At 60.4% G+C, this 16345-nt stretch carries 14 protein-coding genes and 6 pseudogenes; 7 read left to right on the top strand and 13 right to left on the bottom strand.

Annotated elements, in window-relative coordinates; translation table 11 throughout:
• Positions 1-45: 45 nt before the first annotated feature.
• Positions 46-744, bottom strand: coding sequence for an IS6 family transposase (locus ACS5Q1_RS22910; RefSeq protein ID WP_473100361.1), 699 nt, complete (start codon positions 742-744; stop codon positions 46-48).
• 153 nt (positions 745-897) lie between these two features.
• On the opposite strand from ACS5Q1_RS22910, the pseudogene ACS5Q1_RS22905 reads away from it, so the two are divergent.
• A pseudogene (locus ACS5Q1_RS22905) lies at positions 898-999 on the top strand (hypothetical protein); the annotation flags it as partial.
• On the opposite strand, the gene ACS5Q1_RS22900 reads toward ACS5Q1_RS22905, so the two are convergent.
• Positions 999-2447 carry an adenylate/guanylate cyclase domain-containing protein gene (locus tag ACS5Q1_RS22900; RefSeq protein ID WP_473100332.1) on the bottom strand — a complete coding sequence of 483 codons (1449 nt, stop codon included), beginning with the start codon at positions 2445-2447 and terminating at the stop codon, positions 999-1001. The pseudogene ACS5Q1_RS22905 and the gene ACS5Q1_RS22900 sit on opposite strands and share 1 nt — an antisense overlap.
• A gap of 653 nt (positions 2448-3100) precedes the next feature.
• On the opposite strand from ACS5Q1_RS22900, the gene ACS5Q1_RS22895 reads away from it, so the two are divergent.
• Positions 3101-3496, top strand: coding sequence for a response regulator (locus tag ACS5Q1_RS22895; protein ID WP_473100331.1), 396 nt, complete (start codon positions 3101-3103; stop codon positions 3494-3496).
• Between the two features lie 84 nt (positions 3497-3580).
• Positions 3581-4735 carry a sensor histidine kinase gene (locus ACS5Q1_RS22890; protein WP_473100330.1) on the top strand — a complete coding sequence of 385 codons (1155 nt, stop codon included), beginning with the start codon at positions 3581-3583 and terminating at the stop codon, positions 4733-4735.
• A 407-nt stretch (positions 4736-5142) separates the two neighbouring features.
• On the opposite strand, the gene ACS5Q1_RS22885 is transcribed toward ACS5Q1_RS22890, so the two are convergent.
• From ACS5Q1_RS22885 to ACS5Q1_RS22865, 5 genes and pseudogenes are all read right to left on the bottom strand, one after another.
• Positions 5143-5547: a PRC-barrel domain-containing protein gene (locus ACS5Q1_RS22885; RefSeq protein ID WP_473100329.1), complete on the bottom strand. Its 405-nt coding sequence runs from the start codon at positions 5545-5547 to the stop codon at positions 5143-5145.
• A 472-nt stretch (positions 5548-6019) separates the two neighbouring features.
• A pseudogene (locus ACS5Q1_RS22880) lies at positions 6020-6202 on the bottom strand (hypothetical protein); the annotation flags it as partial.
• Between the two features lie 241 nt (positions 6203-6443).
• Positions 6444-6725: a hypothetical protein gene (locus tag ACS5Q1_RS22875; RefSeq protein ID WP_473100328.1), complete on the bottom strand. Its 282-nt coding sequence runs from the start codon at positions 6723-6725 to the stop codon at positions 6444-6446.
• 65 nt (positions 6726-6790) lie between these two features.
• Positions 6791-7099, bottom strand: a complete 309-nt coding sequence (locus ACS5Q1_RS22870; RefSeq protein WP_473100327.1) for an SWIB/MDM2 domain-containing protein — start codon at positions 7097-7099, stop codon at positions 6791-6793.
• A 32-nt stretch (positions 7100-7131) separates the two neighbouring features.
• A pseudogene (locus ACS5Q1_RS22865) lies at positions 7132-7672 on the bottom strand (sigma-70 family RNA polymerase sigma factor).
• Positions 7673-8072: 400 nt separating this feature from the next.
• Here ACS5Q1_RS22865 and ACS5Q1_RS22860 point away from each other — a divergent pair.
• From ACS5Q1_RS22860 to ACS5Q1_RS22850, 3 genes and pseudogenes are all read left to right on the top strand, one after another.
• Complete coding sequence (locus ACS5Q1_RS22860) at positions 8073-8315, top strand: hypothetical protein (RefSeq protein WP_473100326.1); 243 nt, start codon at positions 8073-8075, stop codon at positions 8313-8315.
• Between the two features lie 193 nt (positions 8316-8508).
• Positions 8509-8706, top strand: a pseudogene (locus ACS5Q1_RS22855) (DUF6894 family protein); the annotation flags it as partial.
• A 572-nt stretch (positions 8707-9278) separates the two neighbouring features.
• Positions 9279-10345, top strand: a pseudogene (locus ACS5Q1_RS22850) (IS3 family transposase); the annotation flags it as partial.
• Here the strand turns inward: ACS5Q1_RS22850 and ACS5Q1_RS22845 are convergent.
• From ACS5Q1_RS22845 to ACS5Q1_RS22835, 3 genes are read right to left on the bottom strand one after another with little or no spacing between them, the layout of a single operon-like run.
• Positions 10342-10806 (bottom strand): MerR family transcriptional regulator, encoded by a 465-nt coding sequence (locus ACS5Q1_RS22845; RefSeq protein ID WP_473100363.1) that lies wholly within the window; start codon positions 10804-10806, stop codon positions 10342-10344. The pseudogene ACS5Q1_RS22850 and the gene ACS5Q1_RS22845 sit on opposite strands and share 4 nt — an antisense overlap.
• Positions 10754-12409, bottom strand: a complete 1656-nt coding sequence (locus tag ACS5Q1_RS22840; RefSeq protein WP_473100325.1) for a recombinase family protein — start codon at positions 12407-12409, stop codon at positions 10754-10756. Before ACS5Q1_RS22840 ends, ACS5Q1_RS22845 begins: the two co-directional genes overlap by 53 nt.
• Positions 12399-12638, bottom strand: a complete 240-nt coding sequence (locus ACS5Q1_RS22835; RefSeq protein ID WP_473100324.1) for a hypothetical protein — start codon at positions 12636-12638, stop codon at positions 12399-12401. The genes ACS5Q1_RS22840 and ACS5Q1_RS22835 overlap by 11 nt, the downstream gene beginning before the upstream one ends.
• Before the next feature lie 559 nt (positions 12639-13197).
• On the opposite strand from ACS5Q1_RS22835, the gene ACS5Q1_RS22830 reads away from it, so the two are divergent.
• Positions 13198-13470, top strand: coding sequence for a zinc ribbon domain-containing protein (locus ACS5Q1_RS22830; RefSeq protein WP_473100323.1), 273 nt, complete (start codon positions 13198-13200; stop codon positions 13468-13470).
• Positions 13471-14385: 915 nt separating this feature from the next.
• Here ACS5Q1_RS22830 and ACS5Q1_RS22825 read toward each other — a convergent pair.
• The 3 genes and pseudogenes from ACS5Q1_RS22825 to ACS5Q1_RS22815 form a co-directional block, all read right to left on the bottom strand.
• Entirely contained in the window at positions 14386-14646 is a 261-nt protein-coding gene (locus ACS5Q1_RS22825) for a DUF6894 family protein (protein WP_473100322.1), read from the bottom strand.
• A gap of 483 nt (positions 14647-15129) precedes the next feature.
• Positions 15130-15426 (bottom strand): annotated as a pseudogene (locus tag ACS5Q1_RS22820) (ISNCY family transposase); the annotation flags it as partial.
• A gap of 298 nt (positions 15427-15724) precedes the next feature.
• Positions 15725-16345, bottom strand: a 621-nt coding sequence (locus ACS5Q1_RS22815; RefSeq protein WP_473100321.1) for an IS110 family transposase, incomplete at its 5' end; no start/stop codon positions are given.

Below are 16345 nucleotides of genomic sequence, written 5' to 3'. Positions count from 1 at the left end.
GCAGTAACTTAGACAAGACACTATGAACCCCGTCGAACGGGCTGCTCAGGCAGCAAGGCCGAGGAGCTGATTGACGAGACGGATTTCGCCTGTCGCTCGACGTTCCCGCGGGATGCAATGACCGCGGCGGATCATGCGCATGATTTCAAAACCCGTCAGGGTCGCGGGGGCAGTCTTCATTCGCTGGAAGCGGCGGGTCGGCCGGATCACGCGCTTGAGCGCGCCATGATTCGCCTCGATGATGTTGTTTAAGTTCTTCGACGTCCGACGCTCGACATCTTTTGACAGCAATCCTTCATTCTGCAAGCGCCGGATTGCCTTCGGATAGGAAGCCAGTTTGTCGGTCGCGATGGATGAGGGAGGATAATCGCTCACCGCCCTTAGAGCTTTGCGTAAGAAGCGAGAAGTCGCTCCCGGATCACGCCGATCGGATAACATGGAGGCAATCAGCCGACTGTGCTTGTCGACCGCTCGAAATAAGTACCGCCAGCGTCCGCCAACTCGTACATAGGTCTCATCCACTCGCCATGAGCCTGAACGATGTCCCTGGTATGGTCGCATCCGCTTCTCAATCTCTGGGGCATAGCGTTGGACCCAACGAAGGAGCGTGCTTGGATTGACGCTGACATCGCGCTCGGACAGCATTTCAGCCAGATCGCGATAGCTGATCCCGTACTTGCAGTACCAGCGCATGCGCAGCAGGATGATCGCGGCCGGAAAGCGGCGCCGCTTGAAGATCGACAACAGGATGGCTCCGCGATTAGCCATCCCTCGCTACACTCCCAAGGTTAATGCAACAGCTCACCATCCGCCTTGGAGCGGTGCTGTCTGGCGACGTGTTTGTAAACTGCCGGGAAACCCGAACTCGCCTCCGAGGCATGGGGGAACATTGTGGATATGGAGTCATCGGTGGTGCTCGAAGTGGCCCGCCGCTTCGATAAGGCAACCTATATCATCCGCACCGTCTCGGATGGGGCAGGGGATGACAGCCATCTCTCCTATACCGAGATGGTGGCCATCGCGCCTCGCAACTCGGCGCTGTGCGTTGAGGATCTGCTCAGGATCATGCCGTGCAGCCAAGCCCAGGCCGAGTTGGGGTCTAGCGTCAGCGCCTTCTCGACTGCGGTGAGCCCGAGGTCAAACTGGCCAACAAGGTTATACGCGGCACTCAGCACCGTTAATACCAGGGGATCATGGCTATCGAGGGATGCAGCCTCCTGAGCCAATCGCAACGCACTGGCCCTATCTGCCGCTGGATCAGGACTGCGCAGATAGGTCACCTGTTGCGCATAGCACCACGCGGCAAGCGCCTTCGGAAGCGCATAGGAAGGATCGAGCCCTATCGCCTGCTGGGCCAGTCGAAGTCCCTTTTCAGTTCTTTCGTGGTCGTGCGACCAGACAGCAGGCAGTGCCTGCATCACACAGTCATAGGCATCGAGGCTGTCGGGCCGCTTGCGCTTGGCCCACTCGATTTCGGAGAGGGTGATGGTCGGCTCAAGGGCTCCGACAATAGCCTCGGTCACCCGATCCTGAAGATCGAAGAGGTCCGTAACGTCCCCATCGTACCGCTCAGTCCAGATCTGGCTGCCAGTGGCGGCATCAATCAGTTGGGCAATGATGCGAAGCCGGTTTCCCGCCCTCCGGACGCTGCCCTCCAGCACATACCGCACGCCAAGTTCTTGGCTGACTTGGCGCACATCAACCACCTTGCCCTTGTAGGTGAAGGTCGAACTGTGGGCGATGACGAACAGCGACCGAAAGCGCGACAGAGCCGCAATAATTTCCTCAACGATTCCATCGGCCAAGTAGTCCTGTTCGGGGGCGCCGCTCATGTTTCTGAACGGAAGCACCGCAATGGAGGGCTTATCGGGCAGGGAGAGTGATTTGGCCTGCTCTTTTCCCGCTGGAATGGGCGAGGCCGCCTTCAGCGCGAATGCTCGTACCGGCTCTTCGATGTTCTTTATCTTCTGTGGCCCGAGGTCGGTAAAGGTGAGAGGCACGAGCTTGCGCACGGCTCCATAGGCAGCCTCCGAGAGGCAGACTCCACCCGGTTCCGCGATGCCCTCCAACCGCGCCGCGATGTTCACTCCGTCCCCCAGCAAGTCGCTGCCGCGCACCATCACGTCGCCGACATGAACCCCAATCCGGAACTGGAGGCGGCGCTCCGGAGTCGTGTCTTGGTATGCTTGGGAGAGGGCCTCCTGTACGGCCACGGCACATTGGACAGCATCCACGGCACTCGGGAACTCAGCCAAAACACTATCGCCAGCCGTGTTGGCGATCAGCCCACCATGCTCGGCAATCAGCCGATCCATGATCTCACGATGGGCAGTCAGGGTCCGGAGTGTTCCCGCCTCATCCTGGCTCATGAGGCGCGAATAGCCTGCCACGTCAGCCGCGAAGATGGCTGCGAGCCGCCGCTTGACCTTGTGCTCCTGTGGACCCATGAGTCCCTCGTGCCGTTCTAAGCTGGATTCTGCGGCTGATCGGGAACGTCGTCCATCTTTTAAGTAAGACAGGGGCCTCGACAGAGGACAACGAGACACTATCTCGCGTTCTCTCTGAAGAGAGGGCATAATGAGGGCGTAGGAGAGATACCATGACGAGGTTTTATGCCGCTCTCGTGCAAGTCGTTCTATCGTCCAGTTTCATACTGACTATAAACGGCGCAGCTCTAGCGGGAAAGATCATCGGCAACGGCTGACCGAATACCGGACGGCCCGCTTTTTAGCGGGCCGTCCGTAACTCCAAGAAGCGGCGCTACGCCGGCCGGCATGGTTAGCCGAACACAATCCCTTTCAGGTTCTTCAGAGCTTTATCGCATCGCTCGATGTGATCGCTGGCCCGCCACTGTATCTCAACGGTACTCTGGCAGGGATCATCGACTTCTTGCTTGCAGAATGGACAGATCATCAGACCGGCCTTCCTATAAGGGGGGATATGTTGGGCCAACCAAGGTGCAGGGGTGGAGTTCCCTATGCTCCTTCACCGCTTTGCACCTTCGATGAGGGTCAGTTTCGCATCATCGGCGGTGGTCTGGGGCAGCAAACTTAACCCAAGTGATCGTCAAGCTTGTCTGTTCAGGCTAGATTCGAGCCGGATGGCTAATGGCTTACAGATGACCCAGCAGGCTCATGGCAAGCCACTTGCCCTCGTCTTGGAGGACGAGGCCCTGATCGCGCTCGATCTCCAGGACGAGTTGCAGGACGCAGGCTATGAGGTGGCTGGCCCCTTTACCACCTGTGCCGCTGCCTTGGAATGGCTCCGGACCCAGACGCCCGACATCGCGATTCTGGACGCGGCTTTGAAGGATGGTCCCTGTCGCGAGATCGCTCTTGAACTCGCACGGCGCGAGGTGCCATTCCTGATCTACTCGGGCCTCAGCGAAAACTGCCAGCTTCTGGCGGACTTTCATCATGTGCCCTGGATTGAGAAGCCCGCTCCGCCTGCCGTGCTGGTCGAAGCCTGTCAGCAGCTTGCAGTCGGGCGTCCCTAAACTCTTCTGGGGAAGGGGTCGGATTGGCCTGAACTTGCGCTCATGTCGCCCGTTCTCATCACCGTGGTGGTGTGAGTAGCCTTCGTGTCGAACGAACAAATGTCTCTCCCGTGGAACGAGAGTGACCGGTTGGCTGCCCTGCGCAGTTACCGGGTTCTCGACACGCCGCCCGAGCCTGAGTTCGACGGTCTTGTTCACCTTGCCGCCCACACCTGTCGCGCTCCCGTCGCCCTGATCAGCCTCATTGATGAGCGCAGGCAGTGGTTCAAGGCTGAGGTAGGGCTTGGAGTGCGAGAGACACCGCTGGACTGCTCAATCTGTCTTACTGCCATGCTTCAGCCGGAAACAATGATCGTTCCGGACCTGAGCGAAGACCCCCGTTTTGCTGACAATCCGCTGGTCGCCAGCGAGCCACGCCTGCGGTTCTATGCAGGTGCTGGGCTGCGGACACCCGATGGGTATCCCTTGGGAGCACTGTGTGTCCTCGATCATCTGCCCCGTAACCTCACAGAAGATCAGACTGCCACCCTCGGGCTGCTGGCTCATCAGGTGATGTCACAACTGGACCTGCGTCGCGCCATCGCTGAACGAGACGAGAGGCTGGAGGTCAGTCGTAGGATCGAGCAACGGCAGTCGCTTCTCGTCAGAGAGCTTCATCATCGGGTGAAGAACACCCTGGCGACGGTTCAGGCACTGGTTGGAGCCACGGGTCGGTCCACCGGCAGCTTCGACGAGTTCTATCGCTCCTTTTCAAACCGCGTCACCTCCTTGGCGAAAACGCACAACCTGCTAACCGAGGACTATTGGCAGACGGCACCGCTGCGGGAAATCGCCCTTAACGAACTCAAGCCGTTTACCGAGAGCCGAGTGCCCCGTTTTATGTTGATTGGCCCACCGCTTGAGTTAGCGGCTGATCTGGCGGTCCCAGTCGGCATGGCACTTCACGAACTGACCACGAATGCCATCCAGTATGGGGCTCTGTCGGTTCCGACTGGATACATCCAGATCAGGTGGAACGTGGTCGAGACTGATGTGGGCAGAAGGCTCCATCTGGAATGGAGAGAGTTCGGTGGTCCACCCGTGAGTGAGCCGCAGCACCAGGGCTTTGGCTTGATGCTCCTTGAGCGGGTTCTGCCGATGCAGTGCAATGCCGAGGTGGAGGTTCACTACGACAGCGCGGGATTGCGGTTCCGGATGGACGCGCCGCTGGTCGAGCGACGGCTGGTGCCGGATTATTGAGGCTATGTCGGATGAGAGCGTGTGGCCATGATCAGCCTTTGGCTTTCCTCCGCACACCCGATGCCGCTTTCTTGGATGAGCGAGTCTTGGTCGAGGACCGAGACTTCGGTCGCGTCATCTCGTTCAACATCGCCTTCTGCTGACGGAGCATCTCGGCTGTCCAGAAGCCACGAGCCGCCCCAGCCCAGGTATTGGCTGCACTCAACCAGAGACTGAGCCACGGGTTCTTTGCCATGTTGAACTCGGCCTCCAACAACATTGTGGATGTCATCTCTGGGAATTGCTGAACCTGGGTGAGGCTTCGGAACCATCCGGCATTCCTCACTTCTCTCATTCACATGGGCCAGAGGAGCATTCGCGCTCCTCTGGGTTACCGCTGCACCGTGCGAGTTGACCTCATCTAAAGCTCAGATGGGCCAGTAGTACGGAGCTCGCCAGTAGTCGTGCAGTTCCCGTTCGCGCTCCCGATCTGACCAGTCGTAGTCATCACGATCCCGGTAGAAGGTCGGAGCCCCGCGTAGCTGCTCTTCGGTAATGTCCGTGCGGTAGCCGCCCAGGCCAGTGTCGTAGGTCAGCTTGCCCCACGGGATGGTGTGCTCGTCCTCGCCCATCCCGAGGAAGCCGCCGAACGACATCACCGCGTAGGCGACCTTGCCGCTGAGCTTCTCGATCATCAGGCGCTTGATCGAGCCAAGGTGGTCGCCTTGCGGACCATACACGGCGGTTCCCTCAACCCGATCACTCTCGATTAAGGGCTTGCCGGTCATCACTCCCGGTGCGTCGGTGCGAGTTGTCGTATCAGTTTGTGCCATCACTTCCTCCTTTGAAAAGTGTTCGAGTGACCTTGCTGCTTCCTGTGCGCTGGTGCGCACATCACCACCGATGGTGGGTGTCACCCTGCGAAGCATAGTCGCGTCTGGTTCGGGCATAATCCGGCACGCGCCTGTCCCGGTTTCGCTTCTTGCCATGGATCACCCAGGCCAGGGCATAGCCGATGGCTCCAGCGATGAAGAGCGAGAGCAGCGGGTTTCCCGTTGTGTACCGGGTCACAAGGCTTTGGCCCTCACGAACATAGCGCCGAGCTTGAGGGTAGCGCTCGCCTGCTTGCCGCACGTAGTGCTCGCCTCGGCTGTACACATTTCCGGCTGCTTCGGAGGCACTCCCGGCGATATCGTTGAGCGCTACCCGCACCTGATCCAGAACGTCCTCGTCTGAGCCTTGGTCCGCTCGGCTCTTCTGGTCATCCGCCGGTGAGGAACGAGCCTCCTGGTCAGGCTCCGGGCCTTTGGTGATGGTCACGGAAACCGGATCGCTCGTCGGGAAGGTTTCCTCAATGGCATGGTCGAGCCGTGCATCGAGGTTCTCCTGCGAGTTCTCGGGCAGCTTGTTGTCTGGGGGGCACTCCGCAGGCTTAGGCTCCGCGCTGTCAGGAGTGATTTGGCTGCTGATGCCAGATGCGTTCGCCATACGAGCCCTCCAGGACACTCAGAGCAGGTGTGTCGAAAACCTGCATCAGTTGTAACGCCAAGGCTGCGCGCGCCGTTCCGGGATACTATAGCCTACGTAAAGAGCTTGGGGGAAACCAAAGCATCCAAAGCATTAAGTGCGGCTTTGGCAGCCGGATGATCCCAATGACTGTAGACATGGTGGGTTCATCGTCATGGGTTCCCCAGGATCATCCAAGCCAAAGTCTCCCAGACCACAAGCTTTAGGCTCCGATGGTACGTTTGGTGATGTGTGCTTGGTACGCCGCTGCCGACTTCATGGTGAGCGCCCCAGCGTCGGTCAGCTTCACAATTTCGGCCTTGGCCCGCCATGCCGCCTGTGCAGTGTAGGACGGCTTCAGCGTGACTTGGACCCGGCTGGCAATGTGTCGCCGGTAGGCACCGGCCTGTCGTGGATTGATGGTCCTCCTGGCGACAAGCTGATCCAGTTGCTTGTAGGCCCGCTGGGCTTCTGCGGGTGTGTAGCTCTGCTTCTTTTCAAACAAAGGGCTGTCCTTCCAGATGTAGTTTGCTCCCCGGAGCAGTTTGCGTAGCTCGCTCTGCGAGGCGGTCACTTGAGATGCTGCGCGAGGTGCTTGTTCATCTCGAACATGCTGACCTTGTTCTTGCCTCCGAACACCGCCTGAAGCTTCTCGTCCGCCATGATCTCCCGCTTGTTCTGCGGGTTCTGGAGCTTGTGTGTCTTGATGTAGTCCCAGACTCGGCTCACCACCTCCGGGCGCGGTAAGGGGTCTGAGCCCACGATAGCCGCCAGTTCCGGCGAGGGCTGTAATGGCTTGAGGAAAGCGGAAGTCGGCTCCTGGGCTTCGCCTTGGGCGACCTTCTCCTGCCCCGGTTTGCCTACCTTCGAAGTGGACATGTGACCCTCCGCTCTGGAAATCAGGGACGGTTTCACATGGAAGCTGTGGCCTTCGGCTGCTGCAGCGCGGCTTGCATCACCCAATCCGGGCCGAAATCGTGCCGGTTCTCCATGTGCAACAACGCGGCAAGCTGGGTGCGAGCCCGGTTCACCCGGCTCTTGATCGTGCCTTCCGCGACACCGCAGAGAGCCGCCACATCCGCATAGGTCTCGCCGTGCTTGGCCACCAGGAGGAGCCTCGCGCTGCTCGGGCGGCAGACGCGACAGCGCCTGTTGAAGGTCGTCCAGCATCAGCTTGGATTCCTGTTCAGGATGAACCATCAGGCGTCTGGCATAACCGCTGTCCGGGTCTTCAACCTCGCGTCTGTGCTTACGATGCTCCGAGTAGAAGCTGTTGCGCAGAATGGTGAACAGCCACGCCTCCAGGTTGGTGCCGGGCTGGAAGTGATCCAGGTTTGCCCAAGCCCGCAGGACGGTACTCTGCACAAGATCATCACTCCGGACCGGATCGCGGGTCAGGGACAACGCGAAGGCTCGCAGGTGCGGCAGGAAGGCGGGAAGGCGGTCGCGCATGTATGTTGAGCGACGGCCCGCACGGACCTCGTCACCAAGACCGAGGTGCTGCGCATGGGAGAGGCGATGGATATGACGGAGCCGTGCCTGCCGTCGTTGGGCCGACCGGTTGCGACCTGTCGCTTGAGCCGCGAGATGGCGGTGTTGGCGAGCGGCTATGGTCATGGCCTCGCTCCACCTTGGTAGAAGCTTCACCATACACCTACGGTTGCCCGTCAGCCAGCCCATTCGGTTGCGAACCTGAAGTCTGCGGACGGCTTGACCCTCTGCGAGGCCACGCGCACCATCGGCCTGCAAGCCTCAGTTCCAGGAGGCTGTCATGGCTGAGCACGACGAGGACGTTGCTCTGATCCGCCACTGGTTCCGGAAGCTCTAACTCTGCATTCAGACGGTGGATTTCGTGGGCTCCCGCCCGCTCTTCGCCGATGACATCATCACCTTTGGCACCTTCGCAGCCTTCACTGTTGGGCGGGAGGCAACCGAGCACGAGCAGTGGCGTCACGTCTGGAGCCATATCGACCAGTTCCGGCGGCGGTTGGATGATCTGCGGACCCTGGGAACACCCCTCGACGCTGTCTCAGCCCCTGGCCGGACAATGATCGGAATCGTGGCCGGCTTCATCTCGGAATCCCTGGCCGAATGAACTCGGAATCTGCACCCTACGGAGTTTTATGGAGGTGCGTAGGCCTTGGGCTGGCGTTTTTTGCTTATGCATGGCCTTGTGTCATGCTTTGGTGGAAACGTTGGACACGTCACCAAATGTCGATGGGGCTCCAGTGTCATCTTCCGATTGGCACTGGGGCTTCCTCAGGAGGTGAGGATGCCTCTTTTACTTTACCCTCAGGTGCCGTTCAGAAACCGAGGACCTTGGCTCAGCCAATCTGCCTGACCTCGCTACAGCACACGATGTGGCCCTGAGGGTGGCCCGAGCCTTCGCGGAGACGATGCCTGACGAGGGCTTGAATCCAGCAGTATGCGTCGTTGAGATCTTCGACGAACGACACCTCTTAGTCCAGGTGGTTCCTGTTATTTGATGCTTCCAAGCGCCAGCGCCTAAGGTGCGCTATCAGTTACTGATCACACAGGTTTCCCACCCAAGGCGGTCACGAATCTCGGAACATTGCTCATCCAGGATTGTTTGTCTGTGCCGTCACGCTTCCTCCCAACTCGTGATGGTTCCCTCTGGTGAAGCCTTGAGCCCTGAGCGTGTCTTGGGGCTTTCTTTTGCCCATTGGTGGGAGTCCTCACTTTGGAGGAAGACCTCTCACGCGAAGCTCAAGACGGATAGCGCGCAACCGCCGCTTAAACTCATCTTCTCGCCGCTTGAACTCATCACGCAATTCGCTGAGTTTGGTCAGTTGGCGTTTATGCTCCCATAGCAATTCCGCATCGCTCAAACCTGTTATTGCGGAGAAGGATTTGCCCCCGCCCTGGATGAGCAAGCGAATCCGCCGAATGGTTGAAGGTCCAACCCCTGGGAGCTTCAACAGGTCAGCATCAGGGATGATTGCCATTTCAGAGATAGACGGGCGGTGACCACCATGGTCTGCCTCCTGAAAAGTGATCCTCCCTGAAGTATGGCTTCTGAGCCGAAGGAGGACTGAAGGTGGGCAAGAAGAGGCACTCGGCCGAAGAGATCGTCGCCAAGCTGCGGCAGGTGGACGTGCTGATAGCACAAGGCCGGACGGTGGCCGAAGCGATCCACTCGATTGGTGTAACAGAGGTTACGTACTACCGCTGGCGATCCGAGTATGGAGGGCTGAAATCCGACCAGGTCAAGCGGCTCAAGGAATTAGAGATGCAGAACGCTAGGCTGCGTCGGGCAGTCTCGGATCTTACCCTGGAGAAGCTGATCCTGAAAGAGGCCGCGTCGGGAAACTACTGAGCCCCGCCCGCTGTCACGCCTGCGTGGATCACGTGATCGCCACGTATGGCGTCTCGGAACGGCTGGCCTGCCGGGTTCTGGGCCAGCATCGTTCCACTCAGCGCAAAATCCCCAAACAGCCGGAGGATGAGGCGGCTTTGACGGCCGATATCATCGCCTTGGCGACCCGGCATGGCCGCTACGGCTACCGGCGGATCACAGCGCTGCTGCGAGACGCCGGCTGGCTGGTGAACAAGAAGCGCGTCGAGCGGATCTGGCGACGGGAGGGGCTGAAAGTGCCACAAAAGCAACCCAAGAAAGAGCGGCTCTGGCTCAACGATGACTCGTGCATCCGGCTACGGCCAGAGTATGCCAATCATGTCTGGTCGTATGACTTTGTCGAGGACCGCACCCATGATGGACGCAAGTTCCGCATGCTCAACATCATCGACGAGTTCACGCGCGAGTGTTTGGCCATCCGCGTGAACTGAATGCTCAAGGCCGTGGACGTGATCGACGTGCTCTCGGATCTGTTCATCCTGCGTGGCATCCCAGGTCACATTCGTTCCGACAACGGCCCGGAGTTCGTGGCCAAAGCTGTTCGCGAGTGGATTACGGCAGTCGGAGCGAGGACAGCTTACATCGAACCGGGCAGCCCGTGGGAGAACGGCTATTGCGAAAGCTTCAACTCGAAGCTTCGGGATGAGCTTCTGAAAGGAGAAATCTTCTACACATTGGAAGAGGCAAAGGTGGTGATCGAAAATTGGCGCCGGCACTACAACCCTGCATCACAACACCCATCTGGCTATGTCATTGAAGAGAACAGGCTTTGTTGCGCCGGATGCGATCCCGCGGGATACTTTGGGTTCTGGCGCGCCCGCTCGGTGATGGATATGGCCGCCTCTGTCGTCAGCGCCGTACGCGCGAAGATCCACGGTCCATCCGACAGAGGGTGGATGGCCTCGATCTCTCCGGCTTCGGCGGCCAGACGGAGCGTCTTGGGCGCAACCTTCAGGAGTTTGGCGGCCTTGCCGAGATTGAGCCAGGGCTCGATGCCGTCTGGGGCCGCCTTGAACACCGGAATCCGGTAGTTCGACCGCAGGGAGGTGACGCGCTCGCGGGTCCAGCGGTTGCCGTTGCCCGTCTGGAGGCCGTTGCGGTTGAGCAAGCCTGCGATCAGATCATCACTGGCGATGAGCACCAATCGGCGCACCGCTTCAAGGATGTCGGCGGACGTGCTGTTGCGCTGTCCGCGCCGGCGCTTTGGCAACCGCATCTCGCTGTGCGCCACCGACCCAATGCACGACGATCACGATCTCGGACGCTGCGTCATCGATATCGGCGATGACCTCGTGGATCAGCGTGCGGACAATGCGCTTCTTCAGGCGCGCATCGGTGGTGGGCGCCGACCAGACCGTCTTGAGGTTCTCGGCCAGAACACCGAGTGCCTCCGGGGCGATGGCCGATGGCATGGCCGCCGCGTCATGCGCGGCGATCTTACTCTCCACTTCGGCGACACGGGCAAGCGAGCGGTTCCAGCGCGTCTCAAGCTCGCCGGCGACCAACCGGTTCGCCGGATCGGCGGCGTCGTACTGCCGGAAGGCGCGGTCGGCGGCATAGCGCGCCGCTTCGAGATCGCGGCCAAGGGTCTCGCGCACCTGATCCCTCTGGCGCGTGGCCTGGGCGGCCGCGGCCGTCGCCGCGGCGATGGCACCAGGTCCGACCACGCCGAGCAGCGCCTCTTCGATGGCGTCATCAACCCGCAGACCGCCGAAGGCGATGCAATGGGGGCCGCCATTGTCCATCCAGGCGCGGCTACAGCTGTAGCGCGGAATGCCGTGCCGTGCGCCCGTATACCGAAGCGTCAGCTTCCGACCGCACCGCCGGCATCGGATCAGCCCGGCCAGCAGCGCATCGCCGTGCTTGGGCGCGCCGTGATGCTTGCCGGTTGGAATGTTGCCTGAGACCATCGTGCGGATCGCTTCGAACCTCTGCCAGCTGACATAGCCGTCATGGGCCTCGGGGATCAGCGCCAGCCACTGCGACCGCGCCTTCCGACGGATCGTCACGCTCACCCCATCGGCGCCATACCCTGCCGCAGCCGCAGTCTTACCATAGGCATAGGCGCCGCCGTAGACCGGATTCTCGATGATCCGGTGGATGGAGGCATAGCTCGGCCTGCGCCAAGCCGTATCACCGTTCGCCTGCTTCACCGGCAGAGCAAGATCGTGCTCGTGCAGCCAGCAGAGCGCCTGCCGTGCGCTTCCCAGTTCCTCGACCTTGTCAAAGACGAGAGCGATGGCTTCCTGCACACGCCGGTCCGGGTCCTTCTCATACCGATCGCCGGCCTTGACGAAGCCGACAGGGGCCGCGACGACCAGTTCGCCGCGGCGGGCCTTCTCGTAACGCGCGGCGAGCGAGCGCTGCCGCAGCAGGTCCAACTCGTACTCGTTCAGGCTGCCCTTGAGGCCGAGCAGCAGCCGATCGTTGCCCTGTCTCGGGGCGTAGATCGCCTCTTGGTCAACCAGTACCGTGTCGACGACGCGGCACATCTCAATCAACTGCTGCCAGTCGCGGCTGTTGCGGGCAAAGCGCGAGACCTCCCGCGCGCAGACTGCACCAACCTTCCCGAGACAGACCTCCGCCACCATCCGCTCGAAGCCGGCGCGCTGGACCCCACCGGCGGCCGAACGCCCGAGATCATCGTCGATCACCTCGATCTCGGACCATCCCAGCGCAGTCAGGCGGTCCCGCATGGCGTATTGCAGTGCGCTGCTCTCGCGGTTGTGCAGCACCTGATGCGAGGAAGACTGGCGCACGTAGAGGATCGCCTTGCGCTCCAGGTGGTGAGGGCGGACCTTGTCAGTGCTCATGGCTGACCCCCATGATCAGCGGCGGCGCTGTGCGTCTTTGCGCATGCTCCAGGAGGAGCTGCATCATCAGGCTCACCAGCGTCGCCTGCGCCTCCCGCGGCAGCTCGCACCACGCCGGCGCGCCGCTGGCATGGTCTGCCGCGCTGCTGCCGAACAGGTCCATCTGATGCGGACCGAGCTGCCGGTTGTGTTGATCCGCATCCGCGGACGTCCTCACCTTCCGAGCCATGGGTCTCTCCCCGATTCTGGTCGCGAGAGGATCCCCATGCACCCGAAAGCCGGGTATTCGATGATTGGCCGGCGATCTTCATCGACCGATCGAGAAGCGCCGCCAGGGCCATCAGCGCATCGAGCCCGACAAAGGGATGCGTCGTCAGGGCCTGATCCTGGGCACACGACGCCCGGTCGAACATCCACGCCGGGATCTCGAGCCATCGCTCGGTCTCCGATCCGTCGGGCGTGCACCGGAAAACCACGCCGTCCGCCTTGTCGATCACCGCGTGGACGGACACCTCACGGCCGGCCCAGGGGTGAAGCCGATACAGGACTTCACGCCGAGTGGTCCTGTGGGCGTTCTCAAACCTCGTTGTATAATACCATCCGCCCGCACTCATCCTTGAGCTACCGGCCACCTGCACCTGAGGTCGTGGTCCATGCGCCCAAGCTGGCACCCCGGCCAACTCTGAATTAACATCACACTCGGATCACCTACTCGGGGCAGGCCAGTCCAGGGCCGCTTTAAGTCCGGCAACTTCTCGCAGGACGCGCCCGGCAAGGCGACGCACGATGTGAGCTGGTCGATACTGCGCAACTTCCTTGACTATAAATGCGATCACGCTGGAGTTGCCTTTGCGGCGGTGGATGAGGCCTACTCAGCGCAGACCTATTCTGGGTGCCTGGCACTCAGCGGCCCACAAGGTCGAGAAGGGCTTGCGGTCAGGCAATGGGTGTGCAGAGACTGCGGGTCGGTTCACGACCGCGATCAGAACGCTGCGCTGAACATTGCCCGTCTCGGGTGCGAGACGCTCGGTCTGAAGGGACCGGGAAGCCACGTCCTTTAGGGCGCGGAGGCATCACAAGACCGCATTACTGTGTTTCGGAGCTAACCTCTTTCGCTGGCCCGATCCGGGCGATTTCTGCCCTGATTGCTTGGGCTGTCTTAGACCCGACGCCATCGACCACACGCTCGATCTGATCCGCCACAGCTCGGAGCTGGTCGAGTGTCCTAATGTCTGCCTTGTGAAGCGCAACCCAAGCATTGCGGGGCAGATGTAATCCTTCGATCGGTCCTTTGCAGATGACGTTGAATCCCCGAGGCATCCTGATCCCCAAGCCAGAGACGTTGTAGTCATTCTAAACTATGCCTCAGGAATGCCGCTGCCCTCTGACGGATTATCCCAGCCGCCCTCTGACGGGTTATCCCGGCGGCGATAATTTTTCTTCAGATTGCGGCCGCCGGGTTACTCATCGCGCCAGAGGATCTGGCTCACCGTTGGCCCGCAGCACGCGAGGCTGCTCCTGCCCCTTGGTGCCGATCCAGCCCCAGAGGAGTGAACAACCGAGCAAGGATTTGCAGTCCTCTGCACAACCGTAGCGCAACGGACTGTTAATCCGTTGTCTCGCCCAGGGAACGGCAACGGTCCTACAGCCCTCGACGCTCCCATCGCCTGAAACACTTCCGGGTGAAGTAGGGGAACGATCCTGCTGCAGGACGGTGCAAAGCTGGCTATGGTTTACCCGCCTGGGAGATGCAGCAATCCCCTTGGTGCTCGGGACCAAGCGTAGAGAGCTCGGATGGTGGCGTTGCCGGCCTCTCTTCCTGCTCGATCCAGCCATAGCATTCGCCAGTATAAACAGCCCTTCCGCGGCGCTTTTGCGATCTGTCGTTACCGAATAGGCGCGATGAGCGGCCGAGAACTGCCCCGAATACGCTGCGAAACCTTCAAAACGCGTTCCATACTGCGGCTCATGCGAAACTAGGCCCTGTGTTTCCCTTGCACGATATTCATCCGCTGAACCGTCATGGAAGCTGCGATCCTGAGCACCTGCTGGCCCTGTTCGTCCCTGATGTGAAGAACGATTTCAGAGATGTCGCCCTTCGACAGATCCTCCTGGACAATCTGGGATGCAGTGCGGATGGCCTCGTGTTCGGCCGTGTCGAGACTATCCAGCTCAAGGCCTTCGTCATCGCGAGCCAATTGGCTTTTGATCGACACGTCAAAGAAGAACCGTGGCATTGCGTATTCCCCTAATCCAGATTCCTTACTAGAGCCTTGAGGAGAAGCAGTTTGTTCGCAGGTGACGTAAGAATCCTGCTGTCAGATCTCCTCAATCCTTCGGCCTCAGCCGCTCGACGACTTGGTCGATGCTGAAGCTGGCGGCTTTGGCTTGTCTGGCTTGGCCTTTGGGCTGACCCTTTCACATCATGGGATGAGCAAATCTCCATCTCAGCACAGATTCTAGCTTTATCGGTACCGGCTCCCTATCGGGTGAAACCCCGAGATTCAAAACTGAAAAGCCCAGAGGTCATCGAGGGCATTCCGCTCCATAAACGCGAACCTGAGAATCCCACCTGTCAGAACCCGTTAGACAAGTCTCTGGTTGCCCCGTTAGAGATATCACCAGTAAACCGCCAGTCATAGGGCTGCGCGGTGTCGGATTCGTCCAGCGCAGCTAGTCAGGGTTGCAGCGCTGGACTCATCCCACGTCCATTTCAACTCTCATCCGACCTTGAAGAGACTCTTGCCTTGTCCTTGCCGGCGTGGAGCCTTCTGGCTACGCTTCATGCCGAGCTCTTTCTGACGCTCAGCAGCATAAGCCAGGATCGGCCCCAGACGCTTGTTCCCGACAATGGCCGCTTGGTCGGCCTGGCGCAGCTTGTCGTAAATGCGGTAGGGCAGAGAGAGGCCGTTGTGCCTGATCTCAAAGCGGCCATCCGGATAGTCATAGACAGTCACACGCTGACGGGCGAGCGGACGCGTGATCGCGTTCGGCTCGAGGATGAACAGCACCTTGTCGGGTTCTTCTCTATTCGGCGGTTTGAGGTCAAGCGCTTTCGGGCTGTTTTACCGTTCCGGTGTTTGACGTCACTCGCGGGTCTTGCTTCTCTTCGGGATCAGCTCTGTGGCTCTCCCAGTATGGGATCAGAAGAATGAGGCAGCCCAATCTGTTGCGCGTTCTGATCGCGCAAGACGCGATCGACACAAGTGCCCTAGCGAACTCACCTCATCCATCGTCCCGCAAGGGACGTCTCTCCACCGGCTGGCGGATCTCGGCTATCCTTCTGTTCTTGTGACAGGCGATTGCTGTGAGCGATCAAGCGACTGCCAAGACACCCTCCTTGGTCCAGCGGAACTCGGTGCCATCGCTCCAGAGGCGGTGCATGATGACGGCCAGCCGACGCGCCAGAGCCACAATGGCCTTTTGCAGGCCGCGCCGGCGGGCCACGGTCATGGCCCAGGCCTTCAGCCACGACCATTGCTGCACCCGGGTCAGCAGCACCTGAGCGGCCTCATAGAGCAGCGCTCGCATCATGGCATCGCCGCACAAAGAGACCCGTCCGATCCGATGGCTCTCGCCGGACTGATTGAGAACCGGCGTGAGCCCCAGAGCGGGGCCGACGGCCTGGGAATTCTTGAACCGCGCCGGAATGTCGATCGTGGCGCTAAAGGCCAGCGACACCACGGGACCGACACCGGGAATGGTCATCAGGCGCCGGCAGACGTCATCATCCCGCACGGTCGCCAGCACTTTGCGGTGAAGAGGGGTGAAGCGTTCCCGCAGGCTCCGACGGGCTTCGAGCAGGCAGGCTATGATCTCAGCCAGCTCCGGCAGGCCGGCCACGAGCTCGCGGATCCGGTCCTCGAACCTGACCTTGCCAACGATCCCAACCTTGAGCCCAAAGTTGCGCAGCAGACCGCGGATGTCGGTCTCAAG

Source organism: Microvirga sp. GN3, from assembly GCF_055792825.1.
Note: the sequence above shows the minus strand (reverse complement) of the source record. Positions and strands in the feature narration are given on the sequence as shown.